This is a genomic window from Pseudomonas sp. B111, assembly GCF_026428275.1.
In the GTDB taxonomy this organism is placed as follows: Bacteria; Pseudomonadota; Gammaproteobacteria; order Pseudomonadales; family Pseudomonadaceae; genus Pseudomonas; species Pseudomonas aeruginosa.
The window spans coordinates 5,500,547-5,515,135 of record NZ_CP097857.1 but is presented as its reverse complement, the minus strand read 5'-3'; the positions used below and the strand labels follow the sequence as shown (position 1 = coordinate 5,515,135).

The window sequence follows — 14,589 nt, the reverse complement described above, 5'->3', positions numbered from 1 at the left end:
CTACTGCTCTGCGTGTCGCCGGTTGTCACTCGGCCTCGGCGAAGTCGTAGTGGAACTGGTTGTCGCGGCTACTGATACGTACCCCGGCCAACGGCTTGCCTTCGAGCATGCGGGTGAGGAACTCGCGGCTCATGTCCGGCAACAGCGTGTTGGTGAGGATCGCGTCGATCATCCGGCCGCCGCTCTCGGTCTCGGTGCAGCGCGAGACGATCAGGTCGACGACGCCCTCGTCGAACTCGAACGGCACCTTGTGGGTCGCCTCCACGCGCTTCTTGATCCGCCCCAGTTGCAGGCGCGAGATGGCCTTGAGCATGTCGTCGCTGAGCGGGTAGTAGGGGATGGTCACCAGGCGGCCGAGCAGCGCCGGCGGGAAGATCTTCAGCAGCGGTTCGCGCAGCGACTTGGCGATGGCTTCCGGCTCGGGCATCAGTTCCGGATCGGCGCAGAGGCTGGCGATCATCTCGGTGCCGGCGTTGGTGGTGAGCAGGATCAGGGTGTTCTTGAAGTCGATCACCCGGCCTTCGCCGTCCTCCATCACGCCCTTGTCGAAGACCTGGAAGAAGATCTCGTGGACATCCGGGTGGGCCTTCTCCACTTCATCCAGCAGCACCACGCTGTAGGGCTTGCGACGCACCGCCTCGGTCAGCACGCCACCCTCGCCGTAGCCGATGTAGCCGGGCGGGGCGCCCTTGAGGGTGGAGACGGTGTGGGCTTCCTGGAACTCGCTCATGTTGATGGTGATGACGTTCTGCTCGCCGCCGTACATGGCCTTGGCCAGCGCCAGCGCGGTCTCGGTCTTGCCCACCCCGGAGGTGCCGGCGAGCATGAACACGCCGATCGGCTTGCTCGGGTTGTCGAGGCCGGCGCGGGAAGTCTGGATGCGCTTGGCGATCATCTCCAGCGCGTGGTCCTGGCCGATGATGCGCTTCTTCAGGTGCCGGTCGAGGTTGAGCACGGTGTCGATCTCGTTGCGCGCCATGCGGCCGACCGGGATGCCGGTCCAGTCGGCGACCACCGAGGCCACCGCCTGGTAGTCCACGGTCGGCAGGATCAGCGGCTCTTCGCCCTGCAACGCGCTCAGTTGCGCCTGCAGTTCGGCCAGCCGCGCATGCAGCGCCTGGCGCTGTTCCTCGTCGAGACGCGCCTCGCCTTCGCCCAGCGGCGCGCCGCCGGCGTCCACCGCTTCGGCGGCGGCACGCAGACGGGCGCGGGTCTCCAGCAGTTCGTCGACCAGGCGTTTTTCCTCGGCCCAGCGCTGCTCCAGGGCGGCCAGGCGCTCGCGCTCCTCGGCCAGCAGGGTCTCGGCGTTGCGCTGGCGTTCGGCGGTGGCGACGCCGATGGCGCTCTCGCGGCGGATGATCGCCAGCTCGGTTTCCAGCGCCTCGATGCGCCGGCGGCTATCGTCGACCTCGGCCGGCACCGCGTGCAGGCTGATGGCGGTGCGCGCGCAGGCGGTATCCAGCAGGCTCACCGACTTGTCCGGCAGTTGGCGCGCCGGGATGTAGCGGTGCGACAGCCGGACCGCCGCCTCCAGCGCCTCGTCGAGGATCTGCACCTGGTGGTGCTTCTCCATGGTCGACGCGACGCCGCGCATCATCAGGATGGCCTTGTGCTCGGACGGCTCGTCCACCTGCACCACCTGGAAACGCCGGGTCAGCGCCGGGTCCTTCTCGATGTGCTTCTTGTACTCGGCCCAGGTGGTCGCCGCCACGGTGCGCAGGGTGCCGCGCGCCAGGGCCGGCTTGAGCAGGTTGGCGGCGTCGCCGGTGCCGGCCGCGCCGCCGGCGCCGACCAGGGTGTGGGCTTCGTCGATGAACAGGATGATCGGCTTCTCGGAACTCTGCACGTCTTCGATCACCTGGCGCAGGCGCTGCTCGAACTCGCCCTTCATGCTCGCCCCGGCCTGCAGCAGGCCGACGTCGAGGGCGCGCAGTTCGACGTCCTTCAGCGCCGGCGGGACGTCGCCGGCGACGATGCGCAGGGCGAAGCCTTCCACCACCGCGGTCTTGCCGACGCCGGCCTCGCCGGTGAGGATCGGGTTGTTCTGCCGGCGGCGCATGAGGATGTCCACCAACTGGCGGATCTCCTCGTCACGCCCGACGATGGGGTCGAGCTTGCCGCTGCGGGCCTGCTCGGTGAGGTCCACGGTAAAGCGCTTGAGCGCCTCCTGCTTGCCCATCGCGCTCGGCGCCAGGGCGCCGCTGGCCTCGCCCGGGGCGGCGCCGGCGTTGAAGCCGTCGCTGGCCGACAGGCCGTTCTCCGGCGAGGCGCCGACGTACTCGTCGAAGCGCTCGGTGAGCGCCTCGACCTTGAGCTTGGCGAATTCCGCCGACAGCCCGGTGAGGGCATGGCGCAGGCTCGGCGTCTTGAGGAGGCCGATCACCAGGTAGCCGGTGCGCACCTGGCTCTCGCCGAACATCAGGCTGCCGTAGACCCAGCCGCGCTCCACCGCTTCCTCGACATGGGAGGACAGGTCGGTGATCGAGGTCGAGCCGCGCGGCAGGCGGTCGAGGGCCTCGGTCAGGTCCTTGGCCAGGCGCGCCGGGTCGATCCCGGACTGGCGGACGATCTGGTGCAGGTCCGAGTCCGGCAACTGGAGGATCTGGTGGAACCAGTGCACCAGCTCGACATAGGGATTGCCGCGCAGCTTGCAGAATACCGTGGCGGCCTCGATGGCCTTGTAGGCCAGGCTGTTCAGCTTGCCGAACAGCGCAACGCGACTGATCTCACTCATGTTCCTTCTCCTTGTGCTCGTGCGGCCGCGCAGTGGCGTACTGGCGGGCCAGCAGTAGATCCCTGGCGTCCTGGCCGGGATCGCCCAGCCAGGTGTTGAAACCGAGCCGCCCGCCGCCCTGCAGGCCGAGCGGGGGTACTTCGTGGCGTTGCAAGACCAGGTTGACGTCCCAGTCCAGCTCCTCGCCCAGGTATTCGGCGACCCAGGCGGCCAGCTCGACGAAGTGGTCGCCGTCGGGCAGGAAGCGCTGGTATTGATCGAGGTCCAGCGGCCCCAGGCGCAGGCGGAACTTGTGCTGGCGGTCCCAGACGTGGGTGCCCAGGCAGACGTCCATGCCCAGGCTCGTCGAGTCGACGCCGAGGCGGCTGCGCTCGGGCAGCTCCAGCCATTGGCCGACGTATTCCTCGACCGCCACCGGGACCTCGAAATACTCCGCGAGGATCACCCGCAGGCCGTCCGGGTAGCGGGTCTGCGCGGCGAGGTGGCCGGTGTAGTAGTAGCGTGCGGTATCCGCCAGCGGCTCGCGCCCCCGCAGGCTCGGCATGCCGCGCCCGGAGAGCGCGGCGAGGCGCGCCGACCAGTAGTCGTCGTCGATCCGGTCGTGGCTGATCTCCGGCCGCGCCTCGGCCCAGGCCCGGTAGAACAGGGTCAGCAGGCGGTGGTGGAAGACGTCCATGAAGCGCTTGAAGGTCGCGTCGTTGACGTTGCGCTGGCGTTCCCGGGCGTATTCGGTGAGGTGCAGCGGCAGCGGCCCGTTGGGGCCGGTGAGGCCGAAGAAGAACTGGTCCAGGCGCGGCGTCGCGGCGGTGCCGGCCTGGCTCACCGAGGCCAGGGTCGAGGGCGCGAAGGTGCAGTCGGGCTTCTGCCCGAGACGCAGCGGGTCGTCCGCCAGCCGCACCGAATGACCGAGGCGCGGCAGTTGCGGCGACTCGCACTCGATGCGCCGCAGCGCCTGGAAGAAGTCATAGTCCCAGGGCGCCGCCGCCATCCCGGCGAGCAGGTTCAGAGGTTCGGACGGCTGCCCGGCTTCGCCTGCCATCTCATCACCTCGCCCCGTTCGCCGGTGCGCAGCACCGTCTCGGTAAAGCTGTTGATCGACACGTAGCGTGCCAGGAAGCGCTCGAACACAGCGCCGAGAAGGAACACCCCGGTGCCGCGGAACGCGTTCTCGTCGAAGTCCAGGGTGATCTCCAGGCCACGGCCGAAGACGATCGGCCCGGGCATCGGCAGGCGCCGCGTGCAAGGCTTGCTGCTGACCTCGCGCAGGCCCTCGATCTGCAGTTGCAGCGCCGGATCGCCGCTGTCGCCGTAGAGCCGCAGCAGCTCGCGCAGGGCGGCGGCGCCCTGGCCGCGCTCGGCCAGCGACAGGTAGTTCAGCGACAGCTGGCTGATCAGCCGCCAGGCGCTGGCATCGTGGGCACGGCTGGCGCGCGGCCGGCTCGGTCCGGCGAGGCAGCGCACCTGCATGACCGGGGCGCTGTCCTCCAGGGTGAAGTCGCTCTTGTGCGCGCCGATCGGCATGAACAGCGGCAGGTCGCGGTTGGTGCACAGCGCGGCGATGCCGAGCTGGCGCAGGTCGTGGCGATAGGGCGCCTGGTTGGCGTCGACCAGGGCGACGAAGGTCTCGCTGCCGACGTAGGTCGAGCGCGGGCCCTTGCGCCGCTGCTTGCTGGACAGCACGCGCGGTTCGCGGCGCACGCTGAAGTAGGCCTGCTCGCGGCCGTAGCGCGCCGGGTCGCGCACCGCGTAGAACGGTTGGAAGGGTTGCTCCGGACCGCTGCCGTGGCCGCTCACCTGTTGCAGCGAATGCACCTCGAAATCCAGCGGACGGGTGCGGTCGACGATCACATGATGCTCATTGACCCGGTCGGACAGGTGGATGCGGTCGCAGCGGCGCGGGAACAGGTTGATCGCCGGGGTGCAGAACGGCACCAGTTGCTCCGCGTCCACCGTGCCCTCCAGGCGCTGGTCGTGCTTGCCGAACAGCACGACCAGTTCCAGCTCCTCGCCGTGGCATCGACGCAGGGCGCGGTTCAGGCCGGAGAACTCGACGAACAGGAAGCGCGCCGGCAGGGCGAAGTATTCCTGCAGCAGGCGGTAGCCCTGGAACGCCCGCGGCACCACCGGCAGCAGCGCGTCCTCGTCGTCGAAGCCGCGCGCGCGCAGGCTGCTCGTCGGCAGGCGTTCGACCCAGGCGTTGTCCGGGGCGCGGACGAACACCGCGCAGGCGTTGCCGAGCAATTGTTCGTAGAGGCGGTAGGGTTGTTCGTCGGCACCGTGCAGGTAGAGCGGCAGGGCGTCCAGCGACAGGCTGTCGAACGGGATGCCGGCACCGCTGCGCAGGCGGATGCGCAGGCCGGCCTTGGCCCGCGGCTCGCTGGCGGCGAGGCGGCCGAGCACCGCGGCGGGATTGCCGAAGTAGTCGGCCTGGGCCACTTCCAGCGGCCACAGGGTCACCGGGTGGGCGGTGCGGTATTCGCAGGCGGTCTGGTCGTCGGGGCCGAGCTGGCCGCGCAGGGAGGCCCCGCGCTCGACGCTGAAGCCGCTGCTCAGGGCGCCTTCGTTGGGGTCCGGGCGCAGCTGCACCACGGTCATCGACGGAGTCGGCGCCAGGTAGTGCGGGTAGGCGATTTCCAGCAGGTTGTGGGTGAAGGTCGGGTACTCCGCGTCGAGCTTCAGCTGGACCCGCGCGGTGAGATAGGCGAAACCTTCCAGCAGGCGCTCGACGTAGGGGTCGGCGCACTCGAAGCCGGACAGCGACAGGCGCCCGGCGATCTTCGGGAACTCCTCGGCGAACTCCGCGGCGCTTTCGCGGATGTGTTGCAATTCCTGGTTGTAGTACTCGAGCAGGCGCGGGTTCATGTACGCCTCCGCTCGCCCTGGGCGACGCGCACGTGGCCGGTCTCCAGGTCCAGGTTGGTGGTCAGCAGCAGGCGCAGCGGCGCCGGTTCGGCCCAGAGATCACCCTCGATCTCGAAGCTCAGGGCGTTGTGGTCCATCTCGCCGGGCAGCAGTTGCGCGCGCACCCGCAGCGAAGAACGGATGATGCGCGGCTCGAAGGTGGCGATGGTCTCGGTGAGCAGCGCCTCGATGGCATGCACGTCGACGCTCGACGCGGTGTGCCCGGCCAGCGCCGGCAGCCCGTAGTTGAGCACCGAGTTGCCGGCCGGCATCCGTGCGGCGGGGCCGTGGTCGAACAGCGAAGTGGTGTTGAACAGCCACGCCAGGTCGCGCAGCACCGAGGCCTTCAGCTGGCTCAGGGTCAGCACCCGGCGCTCCGCGGCTTCCTTGAGGTTGCCCGGCTCGTCGTCGGTGAGGCGGTCGAGCAGCGACGGCTGCAGGCGCTCCTGGAGGGTCAGTTCGGCCATGTCAGGCGTCCGTCGGCTCGAAGTCCAGCTCACGCAGGTCGAACAGCGCGGTCTCGCCGGCATCGGTGACGAACAGCCGCTGGCCGACCGGCAGGCCGCTATCCAGCCATTCGGTCTTGCGCCCCAGGCGCGCGGCGTCGTCGCCGTGCTCGACGGTTTCCGCGTAGCGCGCCGGCAGCAGCGCGACGGTGGCGCCACCGTTGGCCAGGGTCAGTTCGGCCGGCAGCCAGACCAGGTCGCGCAGGTCGCTCGGCGCCTCGACCTTGAGGCTGCGCAGGTTGCTCATCGGCAACCAGGCATAGCGACCGTTGACGATTACCTCGAGCACCGGGCCGAGGCGCGTGTCGGCATCTGCCAGCCAGGCGAACGGCGCTTCGCCGATCCGCCCGGGCACCGCCGGCGCGGCGTCGAAGGCCTGCTCGCGCAGGGCCTGGGCGGCCTCGCCATGGCCTTCGGCGTCCAGGCTCAGGGCCTGCAACAGCGGCGCGATCCATTCCGCCGGCTGGCCGAGGATCACCGGCGTCAGGCGCCCGGCGAACACCTCGCGGCGCAGCGCCTCGCAGTCGATGGCGGTGGAGTAGGTCTGTACCATCGGCAGCGCCGAGGCATCCAGTTCGCCGACCACCTTGAGCTGGTTCTGCGCCCGCGCCCACTGGCCCATCACGGCCAGCAGCTGGAACAGGAAGATCCGCAGGGTAGCGTTCGACGGCTGGCTGCGCACCTGTTCCTGCAAGGCTTTCAAGGCATCGTCCAGGCGCCCGGCGCGCAACAGTTCTTCGGCGATCATCGCGATACTTCCCTGTAGCCGGGAGCCCAGGCGCCCGGATGCGAATGAAGGGTCGGCCATGGCGCCCGGCGGACGCGACGGACGACCCGGTGGAATTCAGTACCTCCGGCAGGAGGTCGGGCGGACGAGGTCCGCGGCGCGCCGCGCGCGCCTTCCGCACCCGGCATGGCGGGCGCTCGCACCGGCCACGGCATGGCCTGGCCACGCCATGACCGGCAGCCGGCTCATCAGGCCTGCACGTTCTGGCGGATGTTCCAGCCGTACTTGACCGGACCGCCGTCCTTCGCACCATCCGCCTTCTGCGGCTGGTAGTCGACCTGGACCTGGGCGAAGTTCAGGGTCACGTTCTCGGTCAGGCGATCCTCGCCACCGCTGCCGCCGGTGCTCACCGAGGACACCAGGACTTCCTTCAGGGTGATGATCAGGTACTCGACCTGGTTCTCGCCGCCGGCCTTGCGGATGGTCAGCTTCGCCTGCGGATAGTGCTTGCCGCTGGAGCAGGCCATCATCAGGTTGGGCGTGGACTTGTCGATGTACTTGGTGAACGACAGGTCCTGCACGTTGACCTTGCCGGCGCCGCCGCCACCGCCCATGTGCATCGACCCGGACTGGGACATGCCCCAGCTCCATGCCAGCACGTCGATTTCCTCGGCGTGAGTCTTGTCCTTGGACTCACCCTTGACGTCGCCGATCTTGATGAACATATCAACAGCCATCTTTCCTCCCGTGTGGCTCGCGCCACTACGCTATGCAAGCGCCCGCCACCATGGCAGGCGCTGTCGTTGAATGCCTCAGGCCTCTTTGGCCGAAGGCAGCTTGGATACCAGGCGTAGCGATACCGTCAGTCCCTCGAGCTGGTAGTGCGGGCGAAGGAAGAACTTCGAGTTGTAGTAACCCGGGTTGCCTTCGACTTCCTCCACCACCACTTCGGCCGCCGCCAGCGGGTGCTGGGCCTTGGTGGTCTCGGTGGAGTGGGCCGGGTCGCCGTCGACATAGTTGAGGATCCAGTCCTGCAGCCAGCGCTGCATCTCGTCCTTCTCCTTGAAGGAACCGATCTTGTCGCGAACGATGCACTTCAGGTAATGGGCGAAGCGGCAGGTGGCGAACAGGTAGGGCAGGCGCGCCGCCAGGTTGGCGTTGGCGGTGGCGTCCGGATCGTCGTACTCGGCGGGTTTCTGCAGCGACTGCGCGCCGATGAAGGCGGCGAAGTCGGTGTTCTTCTTGTGCAGCAGCGGCATGAAGCCGTTCTTCGCCAGCTCCGCCTCGCGGCGGTCGGAAATGGCGATCTCGGTCGGGCACTTCATGTCCACGCCGCCGTCGTCGGTGGGGAAGGTGTGCGCCGGCAGGCCCTGCACCTCGCCGCCGGACTCGACGCCACGGATCCGCGAGCACCAGCCGTAGAGCTTGAAGGAGCGGTTGATGTTGACCGCCATCGCGTAGGCCGAGTTGGCCCAGGCGTACTTGCTGCTGTCGGCGCCGTCGGTTTCTTCCTCGAAGGCGAACTCTTCCACCGGATCGGTCTTCGCCCCGTAGGGCAGGCGCGCCAGGAAGCGCGGCATGGTCAGGCCGATGTAGCGGGAGTCCTCGGACTCGCGCAGCGAACGCCAACCGGCGTATTCCGGGGTGGTGAAGATCTTGGTCAGGTCGCGCGGGTTGGACAGTTCCTGCCAGGAACCCATGCCCATCACCGTCGGCGAGGCGGCGGAGATGAACGGCGCATGCATGGCGGCGGAGATCTTCGCCATCTCGCCGAGCAGCTCGACGTCCGGCGGCGACTGGTCGAAGTAGTAGTCGCCGACCAGGCAGCCATAGGGCTCGCCGCCGAACTGGCCGTATTCCTCTTCGTAGAGCTTCTTGAAGATCGGGCTCTGGTCCCAGGTGGTGCCCTTGAATTTCTTCAGGGTCTTGTGCAGCTCCGGCTTGGAGATGTTCAGCACACGGATCTTCAGTTGCTCGTCGGTCTCGGTGTTGTTGACCAGGTAGTGCAGGCCGCGCCAGGCGCTTTCCAGTTGCTGGAAGTCGGCGTGGTGCATGATCAGGTTGACCTGCGCGGTGAGCTTGGCGTCAAGCGCCGCGATGATCGACTCGATCGACTTGATCGCGTCGTTGGAGATCAGGCTGGTCTGCTCCAGGGCATGCTCGGCGAGGGTCCGCACGGCGGTCTCCACCGCTTCGCGGGCGCGCTCGGTCTTGGGCTTGAACTCCTGCAGCAGCAGGCTGGCGAACTCGCTGGTCTGCTCGGTGGTGGTCTGGCCCTGGGCCAGGTTCTCGGTGCTCAATTCGGCCATGCTGGAATCCTCTTACGCCTGCGGCTCGTCGTCTTTGGGCTTCGGCGCGCTGGCCAGGGCCTGAAGCAGGGCCGGGTCCTTGATCGCCTTCATGATCATTTCCTCGGCGCCGGTCTTGCCATCCATGTAGGTCAGCAGGTTGGCCAGCTGGGTACGCGCCTCAAGCAGCTTGTTCAGCGAATCGACCTTGCGCGCCACCGCGGCGGGGCTGAAGTCGTCCATGCTCTCGAAGGTGATGTCCAGGCTCAGGTTGCCTTCGCCGGTCAGCACGTTCGGTACGTTGAAGGCCACCCGCGGCTTCATCGCCTTCAGCCGGGCATCGAAGTTGTCCACGTCGATCTCCAGGAACTTGCGGTCGGCGACCGCCGCCTGGGGTTCGGCGGGCTTGCCGGCGAGGTCGGCCATGACGCCCATGACGAAGGGCAGCTGGACCTTCTTCTCGGCACCGTACAGCTCCACGTCGTACTCGATCTGCACGCGTGGCGCCCGGTTCCTGGCGATGAACTTCTGACTGCTGGTAGTGCTTCCCATCTTGTTTCTCCCTCGCGCGACGGCGGTTGTTAGCGCCGTCGGAATCGCCCCGGCGGCTTGCAGCGTTGGCCCGGACGGCCGCTAGGCGTTACTCGCTTTCCGGGCCTCGCAGGGTTTCGAACTGGGAAATCCCATCAGGGATGAGATTCCTCACGATTTCGGCGAAGTCGGCCGTCACCAGTGTCTTGGCGCGCTTGAGCAGCACCGGCACCGGACTCGACGGCTCGTGGCGAACGTAATACTCGAGCAGGCGATCGAGCTGGCGCAGGACGTCTTCGCGGTTGGCGATCTCGCCGCTGGCTCGCGGTGCCGGCGCGGCGACGGCTGCGACAGGCGCGGCACCCACCTGCTCGTCGGCGACCGCCTCGGCACCCGGCGCCAAGGACTCGCCGGCGCCCTGCGGGCCGTACAGGTCGAACACCTGGAGGGCCTGGCGCAGCAGTTGACGAAGGGGACCGAGGTCGAGTCCCTGGGCCGAGCCGACCCGTTCGGCGACGCCGCTCTCGATGGCCAGGGCATGTTCCTGGGCGCCATCCAGGGCGCGCCGGGTGGCGGCCAGCGCATCGGCGTCGGCATCGGCGAAGGCGCCGGCGATCTGCTCGGGACTCAGGGTCTCGCTGGCGAAGCGTTGCAGCCCGGCGGCGTTCAGCGCGGCGCGCAGGTTGACCGGGCCGAACGCCCGCGAGCGCACCAGCGGGATCGCCCAGACCAGTTGCAGCAGCGGTTCGGCGACCAGGCCGGTGAGGGCGTTGATACGGAAGGTGGGGTCGTTGTCGTCATCGGCGTCGAGCAACGGATAGACGCCGTCCCAGTACTGGCCGAGCAGCTCGCGGACCAGCAGCAGGCCTTCGGCGAGCCCGTCCAGGCCGTCGAGGGCGACGTTGCTCTGCAGCAGCAGGTTGGCTACCCGCAGGTCCTTGCTACGGCCGAACAGTTCGCTGGCCAGCGCGCGTACGCGCGGCCACTCCGGCGGCTCGGCGGGCAGCACGGCATCGCCCATCTGGCGCTCGGGTTGGCCCTGGGCGATGCGTTCGAGTTCGAGGAACGCGGCGTCGTACTCCAGATCGTCGCCACAGGGCGAGTCCGGGGATACGGCAGCCAGCAAAACGGGTACATCCAGCACGGTGACGATCTCCCTATCATCGAAGCCGCTGCGCGGCCCTCACCTTCGCTTGTAAGATCCACTCCGTCGGATCTTGTAGGAGCCATTGATGAATATCGGATGACTCGAAAGGTTGGCAAAATTCTTGTGGCATGCCGCAAGGCTTGTCAAGGAAGGCACAACGCCACTAGTTGCATGACACCGCAGATCGGACAAATCTTTAAAAGACGTAGGATTAGTCTTTTATAATCCGGTACCACCCGATGTGTCTTCCCGAGGCGACGAAACGCCGGAAAGCCGTCGGGCCAGCCTGGATGCGAACCGAAATCCCTCGGGCACGGGGGTGAGCGCCTGGAAGAGCCGGGCGCTGGCAATGCAAGGAGTAGCAATGCCGCTGCGATTGACCATCACCAGCTACCACAAGCTGACCCCCGGTCAGTGTTCGGAAAAGGTACTGGACCAGGGACAGCTGACCATCGGTCGGGGCCCGGACAACGACTGGGTCCTGCCGGACCCGGAGCGCCTGGTCTCCAGCCGCCACTGCACCATCCTCAACCGCGACGGGGTGTACTACCTCACCGACACCAGCACCAACGGCGTGCTGCTGGTCAATGCCGGGCACCGCCTGCGCCGCGGCAACAGCGAGCCGCTGCAGGACGGCGAGACCGTCCGCCTCGGCGAATACGACATCCTCGTCCAGCTCGGCCACGACATCGCCCTGCCCGGCAGCGGCAATCCGCAGACCGATCCGTTCACCAGCTTCGACGCACTGATGAGCCGGCAGGCCGCCGGATCGGCGCCTGCCTTCGCCGAACCGGCGCCCACCCCGCACCCCGCGGTGACGGCGCATTTCCAGGGCGGCTCGCCGCTGGACACCAAGCCCGACCTGTTCGACTTCCTCACCCCGCCGCCGCCCGGCGCGGCGCCGCGTCCGGACCATGTACCGGCCGAACAGCACGACTTCCGCCCGCCGGAACCGGTGATCCCGCTGCCCCCCGCGACCACCCCGGCGCCACCGCCCGCTGGCGGCGCACCGCTGATTCCGGCCGACTGGGACCCGTTCGCCGAACTGCTCGGCAACACGCCCGCGCCAAGCGCCACGCCCGTCGTCCAGCCGCAGCCAGCGGCCGAACCGACGCCGCTGGCGATGCCCTTCGCCGACCCGGGGATCACCCAACAGCCACAGCCACAGCCACAGCCACAGCCACAGCCACAGCCACAGCCACAGCCACAGCCACAGCCACAGCCACAGCCACAGCCACAGCCACAGCCACAGCCAGCCAGCGTGGCGGCGCCGACGCCCCCGGCAAGCGCCGCCGCGACGGCCGGCGGCGACCTGCTGCAGGCGTTCCTGCGCGGCGCCGGCATGACCCAGTTGAAGGTCGACCCGGCCGGCGCCGAAGCGCAGATGGAAGCCATCGGCCGCAGCTATCGCGGCCTGGTGGAAGGACTGGTGGACGTGCTGCGCGCGCGGGCCAGCCTGAAGGGCGAGTTCCGCATGGCGCAGACCATGATCCAGCCGGTGCAGAACAACCCGCTGAAGTTCGCGCCGAACGTCGACGAAGCCATGCTGCTCCTGCTGCGCCGCGACAACCAGGCGTTCATGGCGCCGGATCGCGCGGTGGCCGACAGCTTCGAAGACCTCAAGGCGCACCAGCTGGCGGTGATGGCCGGCGTGCAGGCCGCCATCCGCCACCTGCTGGCGCGCTTCGAACCGGCCGCGCTGGAAGCCCGCTTCGGCAAGCCGGCCGGGCTTTCCGGCCTGCTGCCGGGAGCCCGCCAGGCACAGAACTGGGACAGTTTCACCGAGCTGTACGCGAAGATCCTGCGCGAGGCGGAGGACGACTTCCAGGAGCTTTTCGGCCGCGAATTCAGCCGCGCCTACGAGGAACACAGCGCTCGACTACGGCGTTCCTGACGCCAACGAACACCAGGAGAAACAACGTCAATGAGGACGACACCATGCAGAAACTGATCGTCGCGCTGTTCGGGCTGCTGCTCGCCGCCTGTTCGTCCAGCCCGCCGGAAACCCCGCCGACCCGGGTGGTGATCTGGCTCCACGCCGCACCGAACCTCAACCCGTCCGCCGCCGGCCAGGCGGCGCCGCTGCGCCTGCGGCTGTACGAGCTGAAGAAAGACACCGCGTTCGGCCGCGCCGACTACTTCGCCCTCACCGACAACGCCCAGTCGACCCTCGGCGGCGACCTGGTGGAGCAGGACGAGTTCCTCCTGCGTCCGGGCGAGGAACGGCGCATCGAACGCACGCTCGACGAGCAGACCCGCCAGCTCGGCTTCGTCGCCGCCTACCGCGACCTCGACCGCGCCACCTGGCGCCAGGTCCTCGACGTGCCGGGGCAACGCACCAGCCATCTCGACATCACGCTCGGCGCGCAGGCCATCGGCATCGTCGCGCGTCCCGCGCCCTGAACCTTCGGAGTCCCTATGTCCTGGAATAACCGCGTGGTGTGGTCCGAAGGCATGTTCCTGCGGCCACAGCATTTCCAGCAGCACGACCGCTACCTGGAAACCCTGGTGGATGGCCGCTGCCGCTCGCTCCTGGCGGGCGGCTGGGGCTTTTCCGAGCTGAAGCTGGACGATGCCCTGCTGACCCAGGGCAAGCTGGCCATCGTCAGCGCCCGCGGCGTGCTGCCGGATGGCACGCCGTTCAACATCCCCGCCGACGATCCGGCGCCGGCGCCGCTGAATGTCGAGGAAAGCCTGCGCGATGGCATCGTCTACCTCGGCCTGCCGCTGAAGCGCGTCGGCACCCGCGACACGGTAGAGGAGGGCGAGGCCCTCGGCGGCGCCCGCTACGTCAGCCAGGTGCAGGAAGTGCGCGACGACAATGCCGCCTTCGAGAGCCGCGCCCCGGTGGCCCTGGGCAGCCAGGCGTTCCGCCTGCTGACCGAGCGCGACGGCCTCGGCGAATACGCCGCGGTGGGCGTCGCGCGGGTCCGCGAGAAGCGCGCGGACCAGGCCCTGAGCCTGGACGAGGACTACCTGCCGCCGGTACTCGACATTGCCGCCGCGCCGCCCCTGGCGTCCTTCGCCAAGGAGCTGCTGGGCCTGCTCCACCAGCGCGGCGAAGCCCTCGCCGGGCGGGTGGTGGCCTCCAGCGCCGGGGGCGCCTCGGAAATCGCCGACTTCCTGCTGCTGCAACTGGTCAACCGCGCCGAGGCCCTCACCGGTCACCTGTCCCGCGTGCGCCCGCTGCACCCGCAGGAGCTGTACCGCGAACTGGTGGCCCTGGCCGGCGAGTTCTGCACCTTCACCGCCAGCCAGCGGCGTCCCGAGGAGTACCCGGTGTACAACCACGACGACCTGGCCGCCAGCTTCGCCCCGGTGATGCTCGCCCTGCGCCAGGCGCTGGCGACGGTGATCGACGCCAAGGCGATCGCCATCCCGATCGTCGAGAAGGCCTACGGCGTGCACGTCGCGATGCTCAGCGACCGCAGCCTGATCGACAACGCCAGCTTCGTCCTGGTGGTGCGCGCCGACGTCCCCGGCGAGAGCCTGCGCGGGCACTTCCCGCAGCAGGCCAAGGTCGGCTCGGTGGAGCACATCCGCGACCTGGTCAACCTGCAACTGCCGGGTATCGGCCTGCTGCCGATGCCGGTGGCGCCGCGGCAGATCCCCTACCACGCCGGCTCCACCTATTTCGAACTGGACCGCGGCAGCGCGCATTGGAAGCAGCTGACGCACTCCGGCGGCTTCGCCTTCCACATCGCCGGCCAGTTCCCCGGGCTGAACCTGGCCTTCTGGGCCATTCGAGGATAAGC

General features: G+C 68.6%; 12 protein-coding genes. 3 read left to right on the top strand and 9 right to left on the bottom strand.

The window, feature by feature from the left end:
* Positions 1-25: 25 nt before the first annotated feature.
* The 9 genes from tssH to tssA all read right to left on the bottom strand — a co-directional run bounded on the left by tssH (position 26) and on the right by tssA (position 10,831).
* On the bottom strand, positions 26-2,734 hold the full coding sequence (gene tssH / locus M6E97_RS25500) for a type VI secretion system ATPase TssH (protein ID WP_058187939.1): 2,709 nt from the start codon (positions 2,732-2,734) through the stop codon (positions 26-28).
* Complete coding sequence (tssG, locus tag M6E97_RS25495) at positions 2,727-3,773, bottom strand: type VI secretion system baseplate subunit TssG (protein WP_033938673.1); 1,047 nt, start codon at positions 3,771-3,773, stop codon at positions 2,727-2,729. Before tssG ends, tssH begins: the two co-directional genes overlap by 8 nt.
* Positions 3,737-5,596, bottom strand: coding sequence for a type VI secretion system baseplate subunit TssF (gene tssF / locus M6E97_RS25490; protein WP_003083676.1), 1,860 nt, complete (start codon positions 5,594-5,596; stop codon positions 3,737-3,739). Before tssF ends, tssG begins: the two co-directional genes overlap by 37 nt.
* Positions 5,593-6,102 carry a type VI secretion system baseplate subunit TssE gene (gene tssE, locus M6E97_RS25485; protein WP_003111625.1) on the bottom strand — a complete coding sequence of 170 codons (510 nt, stop codon included), beginning with the start codon at positions 6,100-6,102 and terminating at the stop codon, positions 5,593-5,595. Before tssE ends, tssF begins: the two co-directional genes overlap by 4 nt.
* Position 6,103: 1 nt before the next feature.
* The gene (tagJ, locus tag M6E97_RS25480) at positions 6,104-6,949 is read right to left on the bottom strand and encodes a type VI secretion system accessory protein TagJ (RefSeq protein WP_003119488.1); all 846 of its coding nucleotides are present in this window, start codon (positions 6,947-6,949) and stop codon (positions 6,104-6,106) included.
* A gap of 167 nt (positions 6,950-7,116) precedes the next feature.
* Entirely contained in the window at positions 7,117-7,605 is a 489-nt protein-coding gene (gene hcp, locus M6E97_RS25475; RefSeq protein ID WP_003083670.1) for a type VI secretion system receptor/chaperone Hcp, read from the bottom strand.
* Between the two features lie 75 nt (positions 7,606-7,680).
* Entirely contained in the window at positions 7,681-9,177 is a 1,497-nt protein-coding gene (gene tssC / locus M6E97_RS25470; RefSeq protein WP_003111626.1) for a type VI secretion system contractile sheath large subunit, read from the bottom strand.
* 12 nt (positions 9,178-9,189) lie between these two features.
* Positions 9,190-9,708: a type VI secretion system contractile sheath small subunit gene (tssB, locus tag M6E97_RS25465; RefSeq protein WP_003083666.1), complete on the bottom strand. Its 519-nt coding sequence runs from the start codon at positions 9,706-9,708 to the stop codon at positions 9,190-9,192.
* An 88-nt stretch (positions 9,709-9,796) separates the two neighbouring features.
* Entirely contained in the window at positions 9,797-10,831 is a 1,035-nt protein-coding gene (gene tssA, locus M6E97_RS25460) for a type VI secretion system protein TssA (protein WP_003083664.1), read from the bottom strand.
* A 367-nt stretch (positions 10,832-11,198) separates the two neighbouring features.
* On the opposite strand from tssA, the gene tagH reads away from it, so the two are divergent.
* From tagH to tssK, 3 genes are read left to right on the top strand one after another with little or no spacing between them, the layout of a single operon-like run.
* Positions 11,199-12,728: a type VI secretion system-associated FHA domain protein TagH gene (tagH, locus tag M6E97_RS25455; protein ID WP_034052395.1), complete on the top strand. Its 1,530-nt coding sequence runs from the start codon at positions 11,199-11,201 to the stop codon at positions 12,726-12,728.
* Positions 12,729-12,772: 44 nt separating this feature from the next.
* Positions 12,773-13,237: a type VI secretion system lipoprotein TssJ gene (tssJ, locus tag M6E97_RS25450; protein WP_003083660.1), complete on the top strand. Its 465-nt coding sequence runs from the start codon at positions 12,773-12,775 to the stop codon at positions 13,235-13,237.
* A gap of 15 nt (positions 13,238-13,252) precedes the next feature.
* Complete coding sequence (gene tssK / locus M6E97_RS25445; protein ID WP_003115052.1) at positions 13,253-14,587, top strand: type VI secretion system baseplate subunit TssK; 1,335 nt, start codon at positions 13,253-13,255, stop codon at positions 14,585-14,587.
* Positions 14,588-14,589: the final 2 nt, after the last annotated feature.

Coding starts and splice junctions, on each gene's coding strand:
- tagJ (WP_003119488.1), bottom strand. CDS start 6,949: ATGGCCGACCCTTCATTCGCATCCGGGCGCCTGGGCTCCCGGCTACAG.
- tssB (WP_003083666.1), bottom strand. CDS start 9,708: ATGGGAAGCACTACCAGCAGTCAGAAGTTCATCGCCAGGAACCGGGCG.
- tssK (WP_003115052.1), top strand. CDS start 13,253: ATGTCCTGGAATAACCGCGTGGTGTGGTCCGAAGGCATGTTCCTGCGG.
- tssE (WP_003111625.1), bottom strand. CDS start 6,102: ATGGCCGAACTGACCCTCCAGGAGCGCCTGCAGCCGTCGCTGCTCGAC.
- tagH (WP_034052395.1), top strand. CDS start 11,199: ATGCCGCTGCGATTGACCATCACCAGCTACCACAAGCTGACCCCCGGT.
- tssJ (WP_003083660.1), top strand. CDS start 12,773: ATGCAGAAACTGATCGTCGCGCTGTTCGGGCTGCTGCTCGCCGCCTGT.
- tssG (WP_033938673.1), bottom strand. CDS start 3,773: ATGGCAGGCGAAGCCGGGCAGCCGTCCGAACCTCTGAACCTGCTCGCC.
- hcp (WP_003083670.1), bottom strand. CDS start 7,605: ATGGCTGTTGATATGTTCATCAAGATCGGCGACGTCAAGGGTGAGTCC.
- tssF (WP_003083676.1), bottom strand. CDS start 5,596: ATGAACCCGCGCCTGCTCGAGTACTACAACCAGGAATTGCAACACATC.
- tssC (WP_003111626.1), bottom strand. CDS start 9,177: ATGGCCGAATTGAGCACCGAGAACCTGGCCCAGGGCCAGACCACCACC.
- tssH (WP_058187939.1), bottom strand. CDS start 2,734: ATGAGTGAGATCAGTCGCGTTGCGCTGTTCGGCAAGCTGAACAGCCTG.